12 protein-coding genes are annotated in these 20,359 nt (G+C 36.7%); 4 read left to right on the top strand and 8 right to left on the bottom strand.

All coding sequences use genetic code 11. The features are described 5' to 3' along the window. Positions 1-24: 24 nt before the first annotated feature. The 3 genes from radC to JO950_RS05540 are packed head-to-tail and all read left to right on the top strand — an operon-like array spanning position 25 to position 2,201. Positions 25-762: a DNA repair protein RadC gene (radC, locus tag JO950_RS05550; protein ID WP_202701705.1), complete on the top strand. Its 738-nt coding sequence runs from the start codon at positions 25-27 to the stop codon at positions 760-762. Positions 763-765: 3 nt separating this feature from the next. Continuing rightward, positions 766-1,452: a YjjG family noncanonical pyrimidine nucleotidase gene (locus JO950_RS05545; RefSeq protein ID WP_202701703.1), complete on the top strand. Its 687-nt coding sequence runs from the start codon at positions 766-768 to the stop codon at positions 1,450-1,452. Between the two features lie 2 nt (positions 1,453-1,454). Beyond that, positions 1,455-2,201 carry a hypothetical protein gene (locus JO950_RS05540; protein ID WP_202701701.1) on the top strand — a complete coding sequence of 249 codons (747 nt, stop codon included), beginning with the start codon at positions 1,455-1,457 and terminating at the stop codon, positions 2,199-2,201. Between the two features lie 15 nt (positions 2,202-2,216). Here JO950_RS05540 and JO950_RS05535 read toward each other — a convergent pair whose 3' ends face one another. After that, positions 2,217-3,494 (bottom strand): replication-associated recombination protein A, encoded by a 1,278-nt coding sequence (locus tag JO950_RS05535; protein ID WP_202701699.1) that lies wholly within the window; start codon positions 3,492-3,494, stop codon positions 2,217-2,219. Positions 3,495-3,713: 219 nt separating this feature from the next. Between JO950_RS05535 and JO950_RS05530 the strand changes: the two genes are divergently transcribed. Continuing rightward, a complete protein-coding gene (locus tag JO950_RS05530; RefSeq protein ID WP_202701697.1) occupies positions 3,714-4,478 on the top strand; it encodes a rhomboid family intramembrane serine protease in 765 nt (254 codons plus the stop codon). Between the two features lie 158 nt (positions 4,479-4,636). On the opposite strand, the gene rlmB is transcribed toward JO950_RS05530, so the two are convergent. The 7 genes from rlmB to JO950_RS05495 all read right to left on the bottom strand — a co-directional run bounded on the left by rlmB (position 4,637) and on the right by JO950_RS05495 (position 20,223). Next, the gene (rlmB, locus tag JO950_RS05525) at positions 4,637-5,371 is read right to left on the bottom strand and encodes a 23S rRNA (guanosine(2251)-2'-O)-methyltransferase RlmB (RefSeq protein ID WP_017495032.1); all 735 of its coding nucleotides are present in this window, start codon (positions 5,369-5,371) and stop codon (positions 4,637-4,639) included. Between the two features lie 86 nt (positions 5,372-5,457). Continuing rightward, positions 5,458-6,900: a SusD/RagB family nutrient-binding outer membrane lipoprotein gene (locus JO950_RS05520; RefSeq protein WP_202701695.1), complete on the bottom strand. Its 1,443-nt coding sequence runs from the start codon at positions 6,898-6,900 to the stop codon at positions 5,458-5,460. Positions 6,901-6,917: 17 nt separating this feature from the next. Next, entirely contained in the window at positions 6,918-9,998 is a 3,081-nt protein-coding gene (locus JO950_RS05515; RefSeq protein WP_202701693.1) for a SusC/RagA family TonB-linked outer membrane protein, read from the bottom strand. Between the two features lie 549 nt (positions 9,999-10,547). Continuing rightward, the gene (locus JO950_RS05510; protein WP_202701692.1) at positions 10,548-11,981 is read right to left on the bottom strand and encodes a SusD/RagB family nutrient-binding outer membrane lipoprotein; all 1,434 of its coding nucleotides are present in this window, start codon (positions 11,979-11,981) and stop codon (positions 10,548-10,550) included. 15 nt (positions 11,982-11,996) lie between these two features. Continuing rightward, positions 11,997-15,182 carry a SusC/RagA family TonB-linked outer membrane protein gene (locus JO950_RS05505; protein ID WP_202701691.1) on the bottom strand — a complete coding sequence of 1,062 codons (3,186 nt, stop codon included), beginning with the start codon at positions 15,180-15,182 and terminating at the stop codon, positions 11,997-11,999. Positions 15,183-15,496: 314 nt separating this feature from the next. Beyond that, positions 15,497-16,999, bottom strand: coding sequence for a SusD/RagB family nutrient-binding outer membrane lipoprotein (locus JO950_RS05500; RefSeq protein WP_202701690.1), 1,503 nt, complete (start codon positions 16,997-16,999; stop codon positions 15,497-15,499). Between the two features lie 11 nt (positions 17,000-17,010). Continuing rightward, entirely contained in the window at positions 17,011-20,223 is a 3,213-nt protein-coding gene (locus JO950_RS05495; RefSeq protein ID WP_202701689.1) for a SusC/RagA family TonB-linked outer membrane protein, read from the bottom strand. Positions 20,224-20,359 lie beyond the last annotated feature (136 nt).

Here is a 20,359-nt window from a genome sequence, read left to right as displayed (position 1 = left end):
GTTAACTTCTAAGAGTATTGTAAAATGAGAGCAAGTTTAAAAGTTGTAAAAACAACAAGTGAAACCCCGGATTTTGTGGGAACTTATTTTTCTATAAGAGATTGGTCTGAAGAAGATCGTCCCCGCGAGAAGTTGATCCGTAAAGGGAAAGAAGCGTTGAGTGATGCGGAGTTAATTGCTCTGTTAATTCGATCAGGTAGTCGAAATGAATCGGCAGTACATCTGAGTCGAAAGATTCTATTAAGTGTTGATAGTCTCAATGCTTTAGGCAAACTATCGATTACACAGTTGCTAAAATACAAAGGAATAGGAGAGGCTAAGGCTATTGCAATTATTGCTGCTCTGGAGTTAGGACGAAGACGAAGATCGGAGGATGCCGCTCAGTTGGCTAAAATCACTTCCAGTAAAACGGTTTTTGATATTATGCAGCCTCTCATCGGAGAATTGCCACACGAAGAATTTTGGGTGCTTTTTCTGAATAATTCCAATAAAGTAATTTCTAAATCCCAAGTGAGTAAAGGTGGGATTACGGGAGCCGTTGTGGATGTGCGTATTGTTTTTAAACTGGCACTTGAAATTGGTGCTACAGGATTGATTTTGTGTCACAATCATCCGTCAGGAAATTTGCTACCCAGTGATGCCGATAAAAAGTTGACAAAAAAGATAAAATTAGCAGGGGATAGTTTAGATGTTAAAGTTTTAGATCATTTGATTATAACTGAAGCAAAATATTATAGTTTTGTAGATCAAGGAATTTTATAAATTATGAATACCACTATTACCGATGTCTTTTTTGATTTAGATCATACACTTTGGGATTTTGACAAAAATTCTGAAATGGCTTTTGATCGAATTTTTAAAAGTAAATATCCCGAAATTAAAACAGAAGATTTTATCGAGAAATATGCTCCAATCAATCAGGAGTGCTGGAAATTATACCAGAATGACAAAATAACACATTTGGAACTCCGTTACAATAGATTAAAGTTTTCATTCGATGCTTTAAATTACACCATGTCAGATGAAAGTATCAATGAGATTGCCAATGATTATATTGAATTTTTAACCGACAACAATCATCTTTTCGAAGGAGCAATTGAAGTTTTGGAATATTTAAAGCCTAAGTACAAGTTGCATATTATTACTAATGGTTTTGCAAATGTTCAGGATAAAAAAATAAATAATGCTGCGCTTTCGGGTTATTTTGAAACCATTACAAATTCTGAGTTGGCTGGTGTGAAGAAACCAAATAGTATTATCTTTGATTATGCACTTAGTGCTGCCAAAGCTTCAAAAGAAAACAGTGTCATGATAGGAGATTGTCTGGAAGCTGATGTTAACGGTGCCTTAAATGCAGGTATTGATGCTATTTTCTTTAATGAAAGAAGAATTGAAGTTCCGCAAAATATTAAACAAGTAAACCATTTATTAGAACTAAAAAAATATTTATAATTATGAGAATAAAATTTTTGTTGATTGCATTTCTTGCATCAGTTATAGGATTTTCACAATCGGTTAATGATTACAAAGCGGTTATTGTTCCCTTAAAATATGATTTCCTTAAAACAGAAAATCAATATAGAACGTCAACAATGACTAAAGCTAATTTAAACAAAGCCGGTTTTCAGGCTTTTTATGCTAACGAGGTACTTCCGGAAGGTTTTGGGGATCGTTGCGATCTTTTGTATGCTGATGTTAAAAAAGAGAATGGTTTTTTAATTACCAAGCTTTTTTTAGAGTTTAAAGATTGTTACGGCAAAGTGATTTTTACATCTGCAATAGGAAAAAGTAAAGAGAAAGAATATGAAATGGCTTATAGAGAGTGCCTTGATCTTGCGTTTGTTTCAATAAACGCTTTGCGTTATAAGTACAGTGGTAAGAGTGTCAATACGACGAAATCTTCAATTCCGGCTACTCCGCTGACCACTTCAGTTGTAGCTGCTAAAGTGGTAGAAGCGACTCCGGTGGTTGACCTTAAAGATCCAAATTTATTGTATGCACAACCAACAGAAAATGGTTACCAGTTAATTGATAAAACGCCAAAGGTGATTATGAAATTATTGAAAACCTCTCGTCCAGATTCATTTATCGCTATAAAAGACGGAGTTCAAGGAACTTTAAATGCAAAAGACAATCAGTGGTTTTTTGAATATTATAAAAACGATCAGTTAGTTTCTGAAAAAGTTTCAGTTAAATTCTAAAAATAGAATACGGTTTTAATAACCGTATTTATCTTTCCAACGGTTCTTTAAAAATTCGCGGTTGCTGTTCTCTCTTGAATTGTGCCCCGGATTATAAAGAACCGTTTCTTTTAGGGCATCTGGTAGAAATTCCTGCTCAGCAAAATTATTGGCATAATCGTGCGAGTATTTATAATCATCACCATAACCCAGTTCTTTCATAAGCTTGGTGGGAGCATTTCGTAAATGAATAGGAACAGGTAGATCCCCGGTTTGTTTTACTAATTGCTGAGCATTGCCAATCGCCATATACGAGGCGTTACTTTTAGGAGAAGTTGCCAGATAAATAGCGCATTGACTCAGTATAATTCTGCTTTCCGGATATCCAATTGTAGTTACGGCCTGAAAGGTATTATTGGCCATAATAAATGCGGTCGGATTGGCGTTTCCAATATCTTCACTTGAAAGAATAAGCATTCTGCGGGCAATAAATTTCACATCTTCACCACCTTCAATCATTCTGGCCAGCCAGTAAACAGCTCCATTAGGATCACTTCCACGAATGGATTTTATAAAAGCAGAAACGATATCATAGTGCTGTTCGCCACTTTTGTCATATAGTACTGTGTTTTGTTGCACCAATTCAAAAACACGATCGTTGGTGATAATAATTTCATCTCCGGCAGAAGCGTTGATCACAAGTTCAAAAATATTGAGGAGTTTTCGCCCGTCACCTCCTGAAAGTCGCAGTAAAGCTTCCGTTTCTTTTAAAGTGATATTTTTTGAAGCCAGATGCGTATCTGTTTTTAGCGCCCGATGCAATAAAGCTTCTAAATCGGCTTTTGTGAAAGCATTTAGGACATAGACCTGGCAACGTGACAATAATGCAGGAATGACTTCAAAACTTGGGTTCTCGGTCGTCGCACCAACCAATGTAATCCAGCCTTTTTCGACAGCGGCCAAAAGGGAATCTTGCTGTGACTTACTAAAACGATGGATCTCATCAATAAACAGAATGGGATTTTTAGCCGTAAATAATCCACCGCTTTGTTTGGCTTTTTCGATCACATCACGAATATCTTTCACACCTGAATTGATGGCGCTCAGGATATAAAACGGACGCTTGGATTCCTGCGCAATGATTTGTGCCAAGGTAGTTTTTCCTGTCCCGGGAGGTCCCCAAAAGATCAACGACGGAATTATTCCTTTCGAAATTTGCTGCGTTAAAGATCCGTTTGGGCCAACCAAATGACTCTGACTGATATAATCTTCTAAGTGTTGTGGGCGAATACGCTCGGCTAAAGGTGCTTCCATTTTGTAAAATTACAGTTTTCGGTTTTAATTTTATAGTTTTTAGAAGCTATTCCTGCTGTTTGCTGTATCTTTTGCGTCCGCTATCGTGGACACAAAAGGATGTCGCTTCTATCAGGGCTAGAACAGGGTTTAAGAATATTCCAATTAGCTGACAAATTATCAGTAAATTGTAATTGGATAGTTTTTTGATGTCATCATTATAAATTTACCTTAAAAATTATGAACGACAACCACTTTAAATTTACGACTGCAGTTATTGGTCTTCCGGTATTTTTTGTTCTTTTTTTATGGATCGTGTACTGGGTTCAGATACGCTTTGATTTCGACTTTTATCAATATGGAGTCTATCCAAGAGATCTGTCAGGTTTACAGGGTGTTTTGCTCAGTCCTTTTATTCATGAAAATTTAAGCCATTTATACAATAACTCTATTCCTCTTTTGGTATTATTGGCCGCGCTGCAATTTTTCTATCCTAAACAATCCTTTGCAGTGATTGGTTATGGCATTTTGTTTTCAGGACTAATTACCTGGATTATTGGTCGTGAAAATTTTCATATTGGTGCCAGCGGATTGATTTACGTCTTAGTCAGTTTTATTTTTTTTAAAGGAATCCAAACCGGCTATTATCGTTTAGTGGCACTCTCATTATCTGTTATCTTATTGTACGGTGGAATGATTTGGTATGTCTTTCCGGAGGTGGATAAAACTATTTCCTGGGAAGGACATTTGGCAGGTTTTATCACTGGATTTGTTATGTCTTTACTTTACAAAACCCCTGAGTATGCAAAACCTATTATTTATGAATGGCAAAAACCGGATTTTAATCCCAATGAAGATGCTTTTATGAAGCATTTTGATGAGAATGGAAATTTCGTAAATACGGAGATCGTTGAGGAAGAACCGGAGGAATTAATGACTTATTTTAATTCAGATGTTTCGGTTAATTATATTATGACTAAGCCTGAGACAAAGCAGGATAGGTAATGTTGGGCTTAGGATGTTTATTTGCCCGTAGCTTAAAGGTGTAAGTAACACTACTACAATTAAGCTACAGGTTTTAAGAAAGAATAGTTTTTGAGGATATTTGGAAGACATTAATTTGTTTTTAATTTGTCATCGTAATTCTCAATTCTATATATTATTTAACTTCTTTGGCGAACAGCTTCATATAAAAATGCACCGCAGGCAACAGAAACATTCAAAGATCCAATGGATCCAAACATAGGTAATTTTGCTTTTTCATCAACAATTTTCAGAACAGAAGGATTTATACCTCTGTCTTCAGATCCCATTATGATGGCTACCGGTTCATTTAAAGTTACGTCGTATATATTTTGGTCTGTTTTTTCGGTAGCAGCCACTGTTTTGATACCTGACCCCTGAAGGTAAAAAATGGCATCTTTGATATGTTCAACTTTGCAAATTGGAACATTGAATACCGCTCCTGCCGAAGTTTTAACCGTGTCTCCGTTTACTGGAGCAGAACCCGCTTTTTGTACAATGATTCCATTTACACCGGTACATTCAGCAGTTCTGATAATAGCACCAAAATTTCTGGCATCTGAAATCTGATCCAGTATTAAAAATAAAGGTTTTGATCCGGATTCGATTGTCGATTCAACCAAATGTTCCAGTTCAATAAAACCAATAGGGGAGATGGTCGCTACCGCTCCCTGATGATTATTTGGAGTTAATCGATTAAGTTTTTCTACAGGTACATAAGAGAAATTAATGTTAGCGCGTTTCATCACTTTCATTAAATCTTTCATTAATTCTCCGGAAATTTCTTTTTGAATAAATACTTTATCCACTTCTTTTCCTGCCTGAATGGCTTCTATAATGGCTCTAATTCCAAATATTTGATGTTCTTTTTCCATGTGACAAATATAGGTATATTGTTGGTATAAAAAAAAACCACTCTGAGTGAACAGAGTGGTTTAGTATATTTATAAAGGTTTAAGGATTAATTATCCCACCATACTTTTGTTAAAAATGTTACATAAGGAACGGGAACACCAGGACCAGCAGCTAAAGAAGCACCGTTAACATTAATTTCTTTTTGAGGATATGGTAATCTTCTTGGAGTAACTCCGTTAGTACGGTTAGTTGTAGGGGGAGTTAAAACAGGGAATCCAGTTCTTCTCCAGTCTACAAAAGATTCATAAGAAGCTTGATACATCGTGATCCATTTTTGTTCCATAATTCTTTGCAATGTATTGTTGTAAGCAACTAATGGGTTAGCAGTGTAAGTTGCTAAACCTGTAGCTCCTATTGCAGCAAAGTCATTTGTTATAGCTTTGTCATAAGCTATTTTTGAATTTACCAAATCGTTGGCTCTAAAATAAACTTCGGCTTTAACAAATTCTACTTCTGCAGCACTAATAAGAGTAACGGGAGAGTTAATTGAAGCATAAGCTGATCCTACGCGTGAAAATAAATTCTCTCCTGCGTCGTCTAAATCCTGCCCTGGAAGGTTACCAAGGTATTGCCCCTGTAGTCCTGCAAGGTTGTTTTTAACAGGTAAGAAGTATAGGGTTAGTCTAGGATCATTTAGTGCTTTCATATTGTTGACAATCGTACTACATACGGCCTGATCTTTTCTACCCGATAAAACATCAAATTGGTAGATTGGATTTGCATTATTTGCAGTAGTTCCAAACACTACTTTAGCATTGTCTGTATTTGTGCTAATTAGTTTTGGGTTAGTTTGTAAAAATGCCAACGCTTGTCCTGGATTTCTTTTACTAAGGTGATTTAATAATCTTAGTTTTAAAGAGTTTCCAAAGGCTTCCCATTTTGTAGCATCGCCACTATATAATAAGTCGGCAGTTCCTGGTTTGGCACCAGTATTGCTTTTCACGCTTACGATTGCCTGATCTAATATCGTAAGTAAAGAAGTGTAGATTGCTTCTTGTTTGTCGTAAGCAGGAGTAATATTTGATGCCCCCTTTAAACTTTGGGTATAAGGAATGTCTCCAAAAAGATCTGTTGCTACGCTGAAAGTGTAAACTTGAAGAATTTGAGAAGCTCCAAGGTAAATATTGTCCCCTGTGATTTTAGTTTGATCTTCAATTGATCTCAAGTCGATTAATATGTCATAGATGCTTGCCCATAAACCATCAGTATCACCTGAGGTGATGTTGTATTGTCCGTAATTTAAAGGCTGTCCTCTATGTCCGGAATAATGCTGTACAATACTTGCAGGCATTCTTGTTCCGTCTCCACCAAGAGTATAAGCTAAATTAACTTCTGCAGCTGATAATAAGGTTGCAAATGGAACTACTGTTGGATTGTTTGGGTCATTGTTTATGTCTAACTCATTTTCACAAGATACAAATACCGCCGCCAATGTAATTAAGCCGATATGAAATATTCGCTTAAAATATTTGTTGTCAATTTTTTTCATTTTCATTAATTTTAGTATTAGAATTGCGCTTTTAGGTTGAAACCAAAAGTTCTTGTAGTTGGGAATGCAAATCTGGACACACCTTGTGCATTACCAGTTCCAAATGAGCTTGATTCCGGATCGATATGAGGAACATCTGTCCAGATAAATAAATTACGTCCATATACTCCCAAATCCAAAGAACGAATATATTTATCTTTTAACTTGAAAGTGTATCCAAGAGTAACTTCTCTTAGTTTAACCCAATTGTTTTCATAAACATATTGTTCATTAGGATAAGCGCCTAATCCATACCAGTTTGCATCACGTTTCACCACAACATTATTTGGAGCTCCTGTGGTAGCATTTACTCCAGGGAAAATATAGTCGTCATTACGTGTTAAGGTTTGCTCACTAACACCATAAAAATCTAATAATTCACCTGTTCCACTGTATAAGTAACCACCTTGTCTTATGTCGGCAAGTGCTGTGAAATAAATATTTTTGTAGTTAATAGCTGTACTTAGACCTCCAGTCCAATCGGCTTCAGTATGACCAAGAATTTGTCCGTCTAATACAGAAGGAATACCATTGTCGTCTACTAATACCTTTCCGTTTGCGTCTCTTTCGTAGCCGGTTCCGATTATTGTTCCTAATCTTTCACCTTTTACAGCAAAAATAGCTGGGTTTCCACTAAATCCACCAAGATAAATTCTATCTACACCTGGATAAGTTTCGTCAACATGTGATCTAATTCTACTGAAGTTGAAGGACACATCCCATCTGAAATCTTTTGTTTGAATAGGTGTTGTTCTTAACATAAGTTCAAAACCTTTCGAGCTAGTTTGTCCACTATTGATGATTGTTGCATTAGCACCTGCTGCAGGAGAAATGTCTAACGGGATAATACCATCAGTATTTACGTTTCTAAAGTAGGATGCGTCAATACCTATTCTGTCTTTGAATAATTTTAATTCAACACCCACTTCGTATTCTGTTGTGAATTCAGGGGTTAAGTTTGGATTACTAATTGTATTTTGGATGGTATATCCGGCAAGGTTATTAAATGGGAATTCTACACCTGGTGTGAAACCATCTCCAAATATTGCTTTTCTGTAAGCAGGTTGTGTTAAATATGGATCAGCATCTCTACCTGTCTTCGAAACACCTACACGTAGTTTACCGTAAGTAAGTATGTCAGATTCGATTTTGAATGCATCAGTGAAGATAACAGAAGCACTTACTCCAGGGTAGAAGAAACTTCTATTGTCTTTAGGTAATGTTGAGCTCCATTCGTTTCTGGCAACTACATTTAAGAAAAGATAGTCGTTGTAGCTAAGAGACAGGTCACCAAATACTCCAAACAAGGTTCTTCTTGAATTGTATAAATAGGCAGGAGAGAATGTCTTGATATTGTTTGTATTGATAATTCCAGGAAGTATTAGTTCAGTACCAATAGTTTGTGATTGTTCAAAAGTTCTATTATTGTAATCTTGCCCGGCTGTTAAAATGGCTTTGAATTTCTCAGTAATATCTCTCTTGAATGTAGCGGCTAATGTAGAAGTTGTTTCTTGACGAGTAACATTATCGTAAGTCAAGTTTCCTAATGGATTACCTCCAGTGTTAATGTCTTTAAAGAGAATTCTTTTGTCGGCTAAATAGTCATTACCAAGACGATAAGATATTTTGAAATCTTTAGCTACGTCAAAGGCGAAGTTTAAACCTGTAATATATCTTTGGCTATCCGTACGTGCTGAGTTTTTGTTAGCAGTCCAGTATGGGTTGTCAAAGGCTCCTCCACGGAAGTTAATTTGTGTTCCGTTCGGTCTTTGATATCCGTAGCCTTTTAAATCCCATGAAACAGGAGCGTGGAATAAGGCGAAAAATGGATTTGATCCGTCTTGTCCTGCATAGGCAAGATCTCCTTTAGAAGCATTGTAGCTTAGGTTAACTCCGGCAGTAAATTTACTACTGAATTTATAGTTACTGTTAAAACGACCATTGAATTTTTGGTATCCCTGATTAGGAACAATAGAAGTTTGTTTTGATTGTCCGATAGATACAAACATATCGTAGGCATCTGTTGAATTTGAAAGAGATATGTTATTGTTGTAGGTTACTCCCGTTTGAAGAAATTGTTTTCTTGGATCAAATACTTTTAACTGAATTTGTTGTGGGCCTAATCCTAATGCAGCACCTGCAGCAGGACTTGTCACAGTTTGTCCTGTAATTCTAGGTCCAAAAGATCTAGATCCTCCTTCTTGGTATACACCATTCGCTCCCTGTGCATATTCAGTTTGAAAATCAGGTAAAACAAGAGCGTTATCCACACCTACAGAACTAGTGAATTCGATAACAGGTTTTCCTGCTTTATCAGAACCTGTTTTTGTGGTAATTAAGATAACACCATTCGAACCACGATTTCCATATAATACGGCTCCGGCAGCACCTTTAAGTACTGTTACAGTTGCAATATCATTTGGGTTGATATCGGCTGCTCTGTTGGGGCTGTTAAATCCTGTTACAACATTTTCGTTACCGTCGTTGGCATTACTCATTGGGATTCCGTCAATAACATAAAGAGGTTCATTGTTTCCTGTTATTGATTTGTTTCCTCCTCTGATTACTAATCTACTTGCCTGACCTGGAGCACCTCCTGAAGCAGTTACTTGTAGACCAGAAACTTTTCCGCTAAGACCATTTACAAGGTTTTGACTGTTTCCTTTATTAAGGTCATTTCCGGATACCTTTGTTGTGGCGTAACCAATAGCTTTATCTGCTTTTTTTATACCTAACGCTGTTACTACAACACTTTCAAGTTCCACCGAATTATCGGCCAACTTTATGTTAATAGAAGTTGAAGTAGCAGCTAGTTCCTGAGATTTCATCCCAATGTAGCTAAATACCAAAACCTGGTTTGAAGAAGCTTTGATAGAGTATTTACCATCAAAGTCTGTTTGTGTTCCTGTTTTTGTTCCTTTAATCAATACACTAACACCTGGTAAAGGCATTCCTGTATTGTCAGAAACTGTTCCAGAAACAGCTCTTTCTTGCGCAAAAGTAAGTTGCGCTACTAGTACTAATAAAAGTACTAGGAGTCCATTGAACTTTAGTTTCATTTTTATGTGTTTTGGATTAGTCTGGTAAAAATCTTAATTATTTGTTAATCTACCTAATATAAAAAGCTTTTTTTTTGTTCATTTTGCAGTTTTGTTGTGAGATGTGTTTTTTTAATGTTAAAAAGTAAGGGTTAATATTGTCTTGTTTGTTTTTTATTTAACATGTGTTAATGCTTGATTTTGCTAGGGTTTTCATGATTTTTATCCATGTTATAAGATGCTTTTTTGAGTGTACTTTTGCCTTTGTCATTTTGAAAATAAAAAAGAGGTCATCCTGATATGAACAACCCCAAAAAGTTAGACGCTATTTTGTTGCAATAGTCTGATAAAGCAAAAAAAATGAATCTTTGATTTTTTTTATATTGAGAAGTAAGTTGTGAAAATTAATTTGTAGAAAGATCTCTTGTCAAATAAGTTATTGTGTTTTAAGGGACTAGCTGTTTGAGTTTTGTTTTTTTATAGTTTTAGCAAAGTTATTCATGACAAAAAGGGCGCTCATCATATGATAAGCGCCCTTTTTAGGAGTTGTTTTGCAAGTGAAAAATACTATTATCTAGTACCTCCAGCCCACCAAACTTTTTCTTTGTATACGTAAGTACCGTCTCCGTATAGTTCTTTAACGTTTGAATTCGAAACAACGTCAGATTGGCCGTAAGCAAATCTTTGTGGGAATAATTCCGGTTTAGGATTTACCATAGGAATAAAACTTCCGTTACCCATTGCTTGTAGACGTCTAATGTCGTTATAAGATTCGATACCTTCATTTTCATAGAAAGAAATATGTTTTTCTACCATTATCTTTTTCAATAAAGCATCACCCGTTAAAACTCCTATAGAAGCAATATACGTATTAGCCTGACCTGCTGTAAAAGTAACTACTTGTTTTTTAGTATAAGCCGCTGTAATGGCATCATTCATAGTAGCCTGTGCTTCAGGTAAACCTAATCTAGCCTGAGCTTCAGCTTTCAGGAATAGTAATTCATGGTAGCTTAACAAGTAAATAGGGTTTCTTTCGTTTATGAAAGCCGAGATAGAATATAATCTTTGCCCATCTTTGTCTATGATTGAATTATTAAAAGGCTTGACAGCACCGCTAATTCTTGTGAAAGAAGCAGCAGTACGAGCATCAGCTGGTCCATTTGCAAGCATGGTGTCATAGAAGCTTTTTGCTACACTTATAGCAGCTCTGTCAGTATTGAATCTTGCATAAGGATTTGGGACACTGCTGTTTGTAACTTTAAATTCGTTGTCAGCATCTGCAAAAGAAGCATTTACATAGTCAATTACACCTTGATAATCTGCTTTTCTAAGAGATAATCTCATCGTGTATCTTGCCATTAACCCATTAGCAGCTTTGATCCATTTTGAAGAAACTCCACCGTAAATTACGTCTTGTGATCCTAAACTTGCGTAAGCTGAGGTTTTGTTTAGATTGGCAATCCCTTCTTTTAGATTTTTAAATACTTCTGAATAGATAGCTTCTTGTTTGTCAACTTTAGGTTGAAAGATTACTCCTGGTTTTAATGCCTCAGTATAAGGGATATCTCCAAAAAGATCTGTAAGAACTGCTAAATTATAAGCTAATAATATTTGAGCTACACCAAGAGTCTGATAGTTATCTTTTTCATTTCCTGTAGTACATTTCTCAACGATTACCTTCAATGCTCGTAGTTGTTCGTAGCTGTTATTCCAGTTATTGTTATAAGTGGAAGCTAGTTGTGGGTCGTTTCTTCTAATTTGTGCTTCATACATTTGGCCATGGCTTCCTGCATTTAGCTCAGAATATATTCCTCCGTAGAATGATGCATCCGATCCGGTTACAGCAAAAGCAGAGTTTACCATTACATCAGTAATGATGAAACGGGCAGCAACTTCAGTCGGATTGTTTATATTCTTATTTATCTCATCCATTTTGTCTTCGGAACAAGATTGGAATAAGAATAAAGCCATTACGGCTGTTATTGTTATTTTTAAATTTTTCATTTGATTTTTTTTAGATTAAAATGTAAAGTTCAGTCCAAAACCAATACTCTTAGTTTGTGGCATTGTCCATTGCTCAAATCCACCAGAGAAATTGTTGTTTCCTTGTGTTGCTTCAGGATCAAGGTTTGGCATTTTAGACCAAAGAAGGATGTTTCTCGCAAAAACAGAAGCTTTAAGATCTACTGTGTTGTTTAGTAATTTAGGGAATTGGTATCCTAATGTAACTTCTCTTAATTTTACAAAACTTGCATCAAAAATACCAGCTTCAGCAATTCCGCTTAAAGTTGAATATAGATCTTGTTGTGTTTTAGCTCTTGTACCACCTATAACAATATCATTTTGAGTTCCGTCATCTTTAACTCCAGGGTATACAAATTCTGTAGTTCTGTCTGCAGTTCTCGCATCTACACCGTAAGTGTTCATCGTATTGTTTGATCCGCTATACATTTTTCCACCGTTTTTCCAATCAACAACAGCTCCCAATGAAACTCTTTTGTAGGTAAACTGAGTAGAACCTCCTATGATGAATTTAGGAGCAACTTCTCCTAATGCTTTTATAGCACCAGCTCTAGGAAGACCATCTTTGTCGACTACAATATTGTTGTTAGCATCTCTAAGGTAACCTGCACCGTAAATAACCGGGAAACGATCTCCTACACTAGCTCTAAGTTGTGGAGTAGTAAATCCTCCTAAAAAGATGTTGTCTACACCTTCTTTTAAAGATAGAACGTAAGAATCTATTTTAGAGAAGTTTGCGTTAAATGTCCAGTTGAAATCTGCTGTACGAATTGGATTAGTGCTTAAAGTTATTTCGTGTACTTTGTTAAGCATTTTTCCACCATTTGTTACTTGAGCACTTGCTCCAGTAGAACCAGCTAATGGTACGTTAAAGATTTGGTTTGTTGAATTTTGTTCAGAGTACGTATAATCAAGTCCAACTCGGTTGTTGAAAAACTTCAAATCAACTCCAACTTCGTATGATTTTGTGTTTTGCGGTTTTAAGTTTGGATCATATAATAAATTGCTTGGTACATATGAGCTAGTACCTCCTGATAATGGATAATTGATTGGTGATCCTGACCAGAAACCTCCACGGTAATCAGGTGCATCATAATAATTACCTACGTAATTTCCTGCTTGTCCTACTTCTGCAATCGATCCTCTAAGTTTAGCATATGAAAGGAAAGATTTTCCTTTTAATCCTTCTAGTTCTGTTAGTACAAATCCTAAAGAGGCTGATGGGTAAATAAAAGATCTGTTTCCTCTTGGCATGTTAGAAGCAATGTCTTTACGGATAGTACCACTTAAGAAAACCATGTTTTTGTAAGAGAATTCAGCATTACTAAAGAAGCCTACTGTACGGATTTGTCTACGGTATTCGCTTGCAGTTACTGTTCTTGCGTTACCAATTGTTGGCCAACCACCAAAGTTTAGAGCAGTTCCAAGATCGTCATATTCTTTAGTGTTTTGATGATTGTATTCATTTCCAACTAATACATTCAAATTGAAATCATCTGTAATGTTTAAGTTGTAATTTACTGTTAGTAAAGAGTTGATTACATCGTTAGTTGTACCACGAAGTCTTGCACTACTACTTTGACCTGTTAAATCTTGTTTGTTTCCGTATTCAAAAATATCTCTGTAATTGGTAGTCCAAGAATCTATACCAGCTTGGTATTTAACGGTTAACTTTTGGCTTCCGTTTTCACTAATAACTGGAGAGTATTGAATGTAAGTATTTCCGTAAACACGGTTTGTTTTTTCGCTGAACTCGTTGTTTTTAGCAGCCCAGTAAGGATTGTTAAAAGTAGTTGGTCTGAAGTGAATTTGATCATAAGCATTTAGTGGATTAGCATAACCAATTCCCTTTAAATCATAACTTCTTGGAGCTCCAAATACACCAACAATAGCACCGTCATTTGCAGATGTACTTTTGTTGATTTTAGTTTGCACATAGTTGAAAGAAAAACCAGTTTTCCATTCATTGTTTAGTTTAGTGTCAACAACAGCTTTTGCTGTGTATCTGTTCATTCCTGTTTCAGGGATGATACCATCTTGTTTAGAATTTCCAATACCAAAAGAATAATTTGTTTTTTCTGTTGACTGAGAAATGTTTAACGTATTATTGATTGTAAATCCTGTGTTAAAGTAATCATTGATGTTGTCATAAGCCTGAGGAGTAACCCATGGGTCTAGTCCAGCTTTTGCTCTTTGAGGCACATAGTATTTACCAGGTCTAAGAACTCCACCATTGATTGCGTTGGCAACGTTTCCTCCATAAGTAAGGTCGTTTGGTAATTCTGAGATTTTTGGTCCCCAGTTCAAAGATTGAGTTGGATCGTAAACTCCTCTTGAACCTTGAGCGTATTCATTTTGAGTGCGCGGTTTTTTTGAAATGGTTTCAAAACTTGTTGAAGTATTGAAAGTGATAGTTGGCTTACCGCTTTGCGCTAAGTTCTTTCCACTTTTTGTAGTGATTAAGATCACACCATTAGAGGCTCTAAGACCATATAAAGCTGATGCAGCTTGTCCTTTAAGAACGTTGATAGACTCAATCTCATTTGGATCAATGTCGACAGCTCTGTTGGCAACGTCTGCTCCACTAACTCCATTTCCAGTGCTGAAGTCCGCTTGTGAAGCAACAGGCATACCGTCAATAACGTATAGAGGTGTATTGTTTCCTGAAAATGAACGGGCACCACGAATTACAATTTGAGAAGAAGCTCCAGGAGCACCACTTGAAGGAGTAATTTGTACACCAGCTAGTTTACCTTGTAAAGCTCCAGCAAGACTGTTGTTGTTTGCTCTTGTAATGTCTGCTGCTTTTACTTCCTGAGTTGCATATCCAAGTGCACGTGCGCTTTTCTTTACACCTAATGCCGTTACCACAACACTTTCCAATTCTACTGAATCGTCTTTTAATTTTGTGTTAACAGTAGTAGAACTAGCGGATACTTCTTGGGCTTTCATCCCAATGTAGCTAAAAACTAATACTTGATTTGGTGCTGCTTTGATAGAGTATTTTCCATCAAAATCTGTTTGCGTTGCTGTCTTCGTTCCTTTAACTAATACACTAACACCCGGTAAAGGTATTCCTGCATTGTCAGAAACTGTTCCAGAAACAGCTCTTTCTTGCGCGAAAGTAAGTTGCGCAACTAGTACTAAGAAAAGTACTAGGAGTCCATTGAACTTTAGTTTCATTTTTAAATATTTTGAATTAGTCCGACAAAAATCTTAATAATTAGTTAATATACCTAATCAAAAAAGTTTTTTTTTCAGTGAAACGGCATTTTTGCTGACAGGAGTTATTTTTTTATCGTTAAAATGCATTCAAAAATAGTGAATTATCAATTTTTTACTTAAAAAGCAATGGATAGTTTAGTTTGTGTCTGCTGAATTAAATGTTAAATTTTATTGGAAGGATGATGAATTTCAGTTTTTTCTGCGTTTTCAACAAAAAAACCACCCCGAAAGGAGGTGGTTTTGTGTTAAATTATGTTATTTTTTGGTATTTCCTATTTATCCCAAAAAATCTTTGTGCTTAGTTTGTCTCCTCCAATCGAAGTTGATGCAGCAGTATAGTTTGTTGCATTTAATGTTTGTTCTCTAATTGGATATGCCATTCTGGATGGTACTTTACCTTCGGCAGCTGCATCTGCACTTGCTGGTGCTGTTAGAACAGGGAAGTCTAGTCTTCTTGTGGATGTCCAACCTTCAAATCCTCTGTTGAACAATGCATACCATGCCTGTTCTCCTACTTTTTGCTGCCAGGTTCCTGTAGCTGTTGCATAAGCTATGGCTGGTTGAGCAAGATAGGCGTTTGCATCTGCCGGCGAAACTCCCCAGTCTTCCATAGAAGCTAGAATTGCTGCATTGTAATGTGAAGCAATAGTGCCTCCAACAGCTACACCTCTACCTACTGCTTCTGCCAGTAAAAATTGTACTTCGGCATAATCCAATAAAGTACCACTAAAGTCCGGAGCTTTAATTTTGTCACTTGCATGAGTGTATCTTGATTGAGAGTTTTTTATTCCAACAATTCCGCCTCTGTAACCTGTTACAGTGATTAAGTCACCTGCGGCATTTGTATCTTTATAAGTTGGTCTGAAGTAAGGTGTTTTTCTTGGATCATTTAATGCGACCAATTTGTCTACAAAGGGTTTTGCTACAACAAAGTCATTTCTTCCTGAGAATACCATATCTACATAAAGAGGGTTGGTGTTTGGAAGATTTAACATATAAGGAAGTTTTGCATTATCAGCATTTGATGAAAATCCGCCCGCTGCGCCGGAGATGATTGCTGCGTCTGCAATTGCTGATTCAAGTCCAGATGATTTTAAGTTGATCCCTAGTTTTAGTTTGATGCTATTGGCAAACTTAATCCAGGCAGTTAGATTGTCTTTGTAGATAACTTCGGCAGAGCCAAAGGCTGGTTTTGAGGTGTCTAATCCAGCGATGTCTTTGTTTAAACGTACGATTAAGTCTTTGTAGATATCTACGGCTTTATCGTATTTAGGCAGATAATCTTCCGATCCTTTTAGGGATTCTGAGTAAGGGACATCGCCAAAAGTGTCTACTAAAATTTGGTACGTATAAACCATTAATATGTCAATAAGGATCAATTGATTCTTTTTGATTATAGTTTTTTGTGCAAATTCCGGATCTGTAGGTGAGATTACATCTTTTTCCAGAAAGCCCTTCGCTTGAGATAAATCAGCAAGTGGTCCTGCATAAAGTCTGTCCCAGTGGTTGTCTGAAATTTTACGGGTTACCCAGTTGTAATTAGATTCATCCAGATAGGTGGTTTCAGTCCATTGTTGGTTTACTAGTCTGAATATGTTTCTGTTTACATTGGTGTTGACAAGTTGCTCTGTTAAGTTTTTTTCAGCATTTGTAAATAAAGTGCTAGGGGGTACTACAGAAGGGTTTTTTACATCTACATTTAAGTCTGTTAGGCTGCTGTCGTCACATGAAACTGTGAGAAGCATGATTCCTAATGCATATAGTATTTTTTTCATTTTGTTCTGTATTAAAATTTGAATGTTAAGTTAAAACCAATATCTCTGGTAGTTGGAAGAGATCCAACTGAATAGCCTCTTGAGCTGTTTCCTGATGATAGTCCACTTTCTGGGTCTGCGTATGGTAGGTTTTTATGAATGATCCATAAGTTAGAACCAACTAAACTTGCTGATGCCGCGTTTATGAATGTGTTTTCAAACATGCTTTTAGGGAAGTTGTAGGTGATAGATACCTCTCTAAGTTTAACAAACGAGGCATCGTATATAAAAGCTTTGTTTGGCGCAGCTTGATATCCCATGCTGTTTGCAATTGATCCGCCTTTTGTTTTTACAGTGTTTGGAGTTCCGTTAGGAGCTACTCCAGGATTTAAAAGACCATTTTCTCTAATGTCTCCTACAGCTGTTTCTTTGTATAATCCGGATGCAAGTCCGTAGTACATATCTAAAGAGAAGATATCTCCGCCTTTTTGAGTGTCAATTAAGAATCCAAAAGTTAAATTTTTATAAGTAAATTTGTTTCTTACTCCACCAATCCAATCCGGTGTAATGTTTCCGATTGTGTTGCTTGAAGATGTAGTGATCATGTATTTACCTGTGGTTTGATCTATTGTTGGCTGTCCGTTTGTGTAAACGAAATCAGTTCCTTTTAGGGCGCCATAAGCTTCACCGGGAGCTGCATTGACTGTAACACCACCTTGGAATGAACCTAATTGAAGATTATCTAGTCCATTTGGTAATGTGATAACTTTACTTCTATTGTTTGACCAGTTAACGATTATTTCCCAGCTAAAGTCTTTTGTTTTAATTGGAGTTCCGTTTAATTGAATTTCAAAACCTTTGTTTTCTATGTTTCCACCGTTAACAAGTGCGTTTGTGAATCCTGATCCTGAAGAAACAGCAGCTGCCACAATTTGATCAACTGAGTTTGTTTTGTAGTAGGTAATGTCAAACCCTAGACGTCTGTTTAATAAACTTGTTTCTAAACCAACCTCGAAAGATTTTGTTCTTTCCGGTTTAAGGTCTGGATTTTTGTTGATGCTACGGAATGGAAGCAATAAGGAGTTTGTATAAAGAGGTTGTCCTTGAAAGTTAGGAACTCTTGTATAGGTATTGTTTAGTTGAAGTGCATCGGCGTCATTTCCTACTTCAGCATAGTTTACTCTGAATTTTCCAAGATTTAACCAGTCTGCCTTTACTACGTTTGAGAAAAGGAATGATCCGGAAACTGCAGGATAAACATAAGAGTTGTTATTGTCAGGTAATGTAGAAGAAACATCTCTTCTGATAGAGGCATCTACAAAATAAGTATCTAAATAGCCAACAGATGCTTGAGCGTAGATACCATTAACACCTGAGGATATTTTGGCTTCTCTTGGGAATGGTAAGTCTAAACGTGAGTTAGATAAGGCATAAATTCCAGGGGTAACTAAACCTCCGATGGTTGAAGAAAGTACATTGTCTCTTTTGTTTCTTCTGATATTGGTTCCAATTACTCCATTTAAACTAATGTCTTCGCCAATTTTTTTGTTGAAGTTTAACATGAAATCATAGTTGATTTCCTGGAAGTCGATTTCGTTTCTTTGGTATCCTGATGATTCATTAACGGGAGAAAGACCAAATCCTGAAGCAATTGATCCGACAGCTCTTCTTTCTTCCTGAAGTTGTTTATAGGTGTCAAGTGAGACTCTTCCTAATGCACTTAACCATGGAGCGATCTCGTAATTTAGGGAAGCGTAGCTGAATAAACGGGTTCTGTCATCAGAAGAGTAATTTTGATAACGTGTGAAATAAGGATTGTCCCAGTATGCTGGTGTCAGACCTGAAGGATCTGTCGGGTCAGTCCAGTTCCAGGTTACGTTTTGACCGCCTGATGCAAAGTAAACATCTTTTTGCGCTTGAACGTCAGTGTTGGTTTGCCACCATTGTCTGAAGTTACCCATAACGTTATCGTTATAACCGGTTGAGTTTCTACCTACAGTGCTTTGAAGGGTAACGGCTGCATAGGCATTAGCGGTAAGTTTATCAGTAACTTTTTGGCTAAATCTTGCACTTATCTGATTTTTTTTCAATTCACTGTTTGGAAGAATGCCAGTTTGATTGGTGTTTACATAGGTTAGAGATAAACTGGATCTGTCAGTTGATTTCTCTAATGCGATACTGTTAACGAATGTATGTGCATTATTAAAGAAAGTTACAGGGCCATTTTTTGCAGCCGTCCATGGAGTAGCTTTTCCGTAGTTTGGCGAGAAAGGAGTAAAAGCATCCCATTGGTAAACTGGTTGGTTATCGAAGGCGTCTCCGTCAGAGGCATCATTTGATGTGTCTACCGTATCAGGTGTGCCTGTTCCTAAAAATGAGGAGCCAATGCCATATCCTGATCCATATCTGTTTTGGTATTTAGGAAAAGTTGATTTGTCTACACTTCCATTTGTGAACCCGCTTGAGAACGAAAATCCAATTTTGTTGTCTGATTTACCTTTTTTGGTAGTAACCATTACAACTCCATTTGCAGCTCTGGATCCATATAATGCTGTTGCAGCTGCTCCTTTTAGGATGTTGATGCTTTCAATATCTTCCTGGTTGATATCCGAGGCATTGTTACCGTAATCGTAACCACCTCCGCCAACTTGTTGCGAAGAAACGTTGGAGTTGGAGTTGTCAATTGGCACCCCGTCAATAACCCAAAGCGCCTGGTTGTTTCCGGTAAGAGATTTGTTCCCCCTGATTACAACGTTTGTAGAACCTCCAAAGTTGTTGTTTCTTTGAACTTCCACACCTGCGGCTTTACCTGATAGTAAATTGGCAACGTTAGTGTTTCCGGCTCCACCATTAACGTCTTTGCCTGAAATCTGTTGAGAAGCATATCCAAGAGATTTTTTTTCTCTTTTGATACCCATCGCTGTAGTTACGACAACTCCTTCCAGTTGCTGGGCGTCTCCGGATAGCTTTGTGCTTACTTGTGATGAGCTGGCGGCAATTTCCTGAGTCTTCATGCCGATGTAGCTAAATACTAAAATTTGACTTGTTGTTGCTTTGATGGAGTATTTACCATCAAAATCGGTTTGCGTGCCGGTTTTTGTTCCTTTGATTTGTACGCTTACACCTGGTAGGGGCATACCTGCGTCATCGGTAACAGTTCCCGAAACGGCTCTTTCCTGCGCAAAGGTTAGTTGCGCGAATAGTACTAAAAGTAGTACTAAAAATCCATTGAACTTTAGTTTCATTTTTATAATTATTTTGAATTAGTCTTACAATATTCATAATAATTTGTTAATAATCCTAGTATTGTGTTGTGGAATTTTCTCACAATGTTAAAATTTAACATTGTAACATATTGTAATTATTGTGTTAAATAATTGG

The organism is Flavobacterium sp. UGB4466 (assembly GCF_903469665.1).
GTDB classification, from domain to species: Bacteria; Bacteroidota; Bacteroidia; order Flavobacteriales; family Flavobacteriaceae; genus Flavobacterium; species Flavobacterium lipolyticum.
Note: the sequence above shows the minus strand (reverse complement) of the source record. Positions and strands in the feature narration are given on the sequence as shown.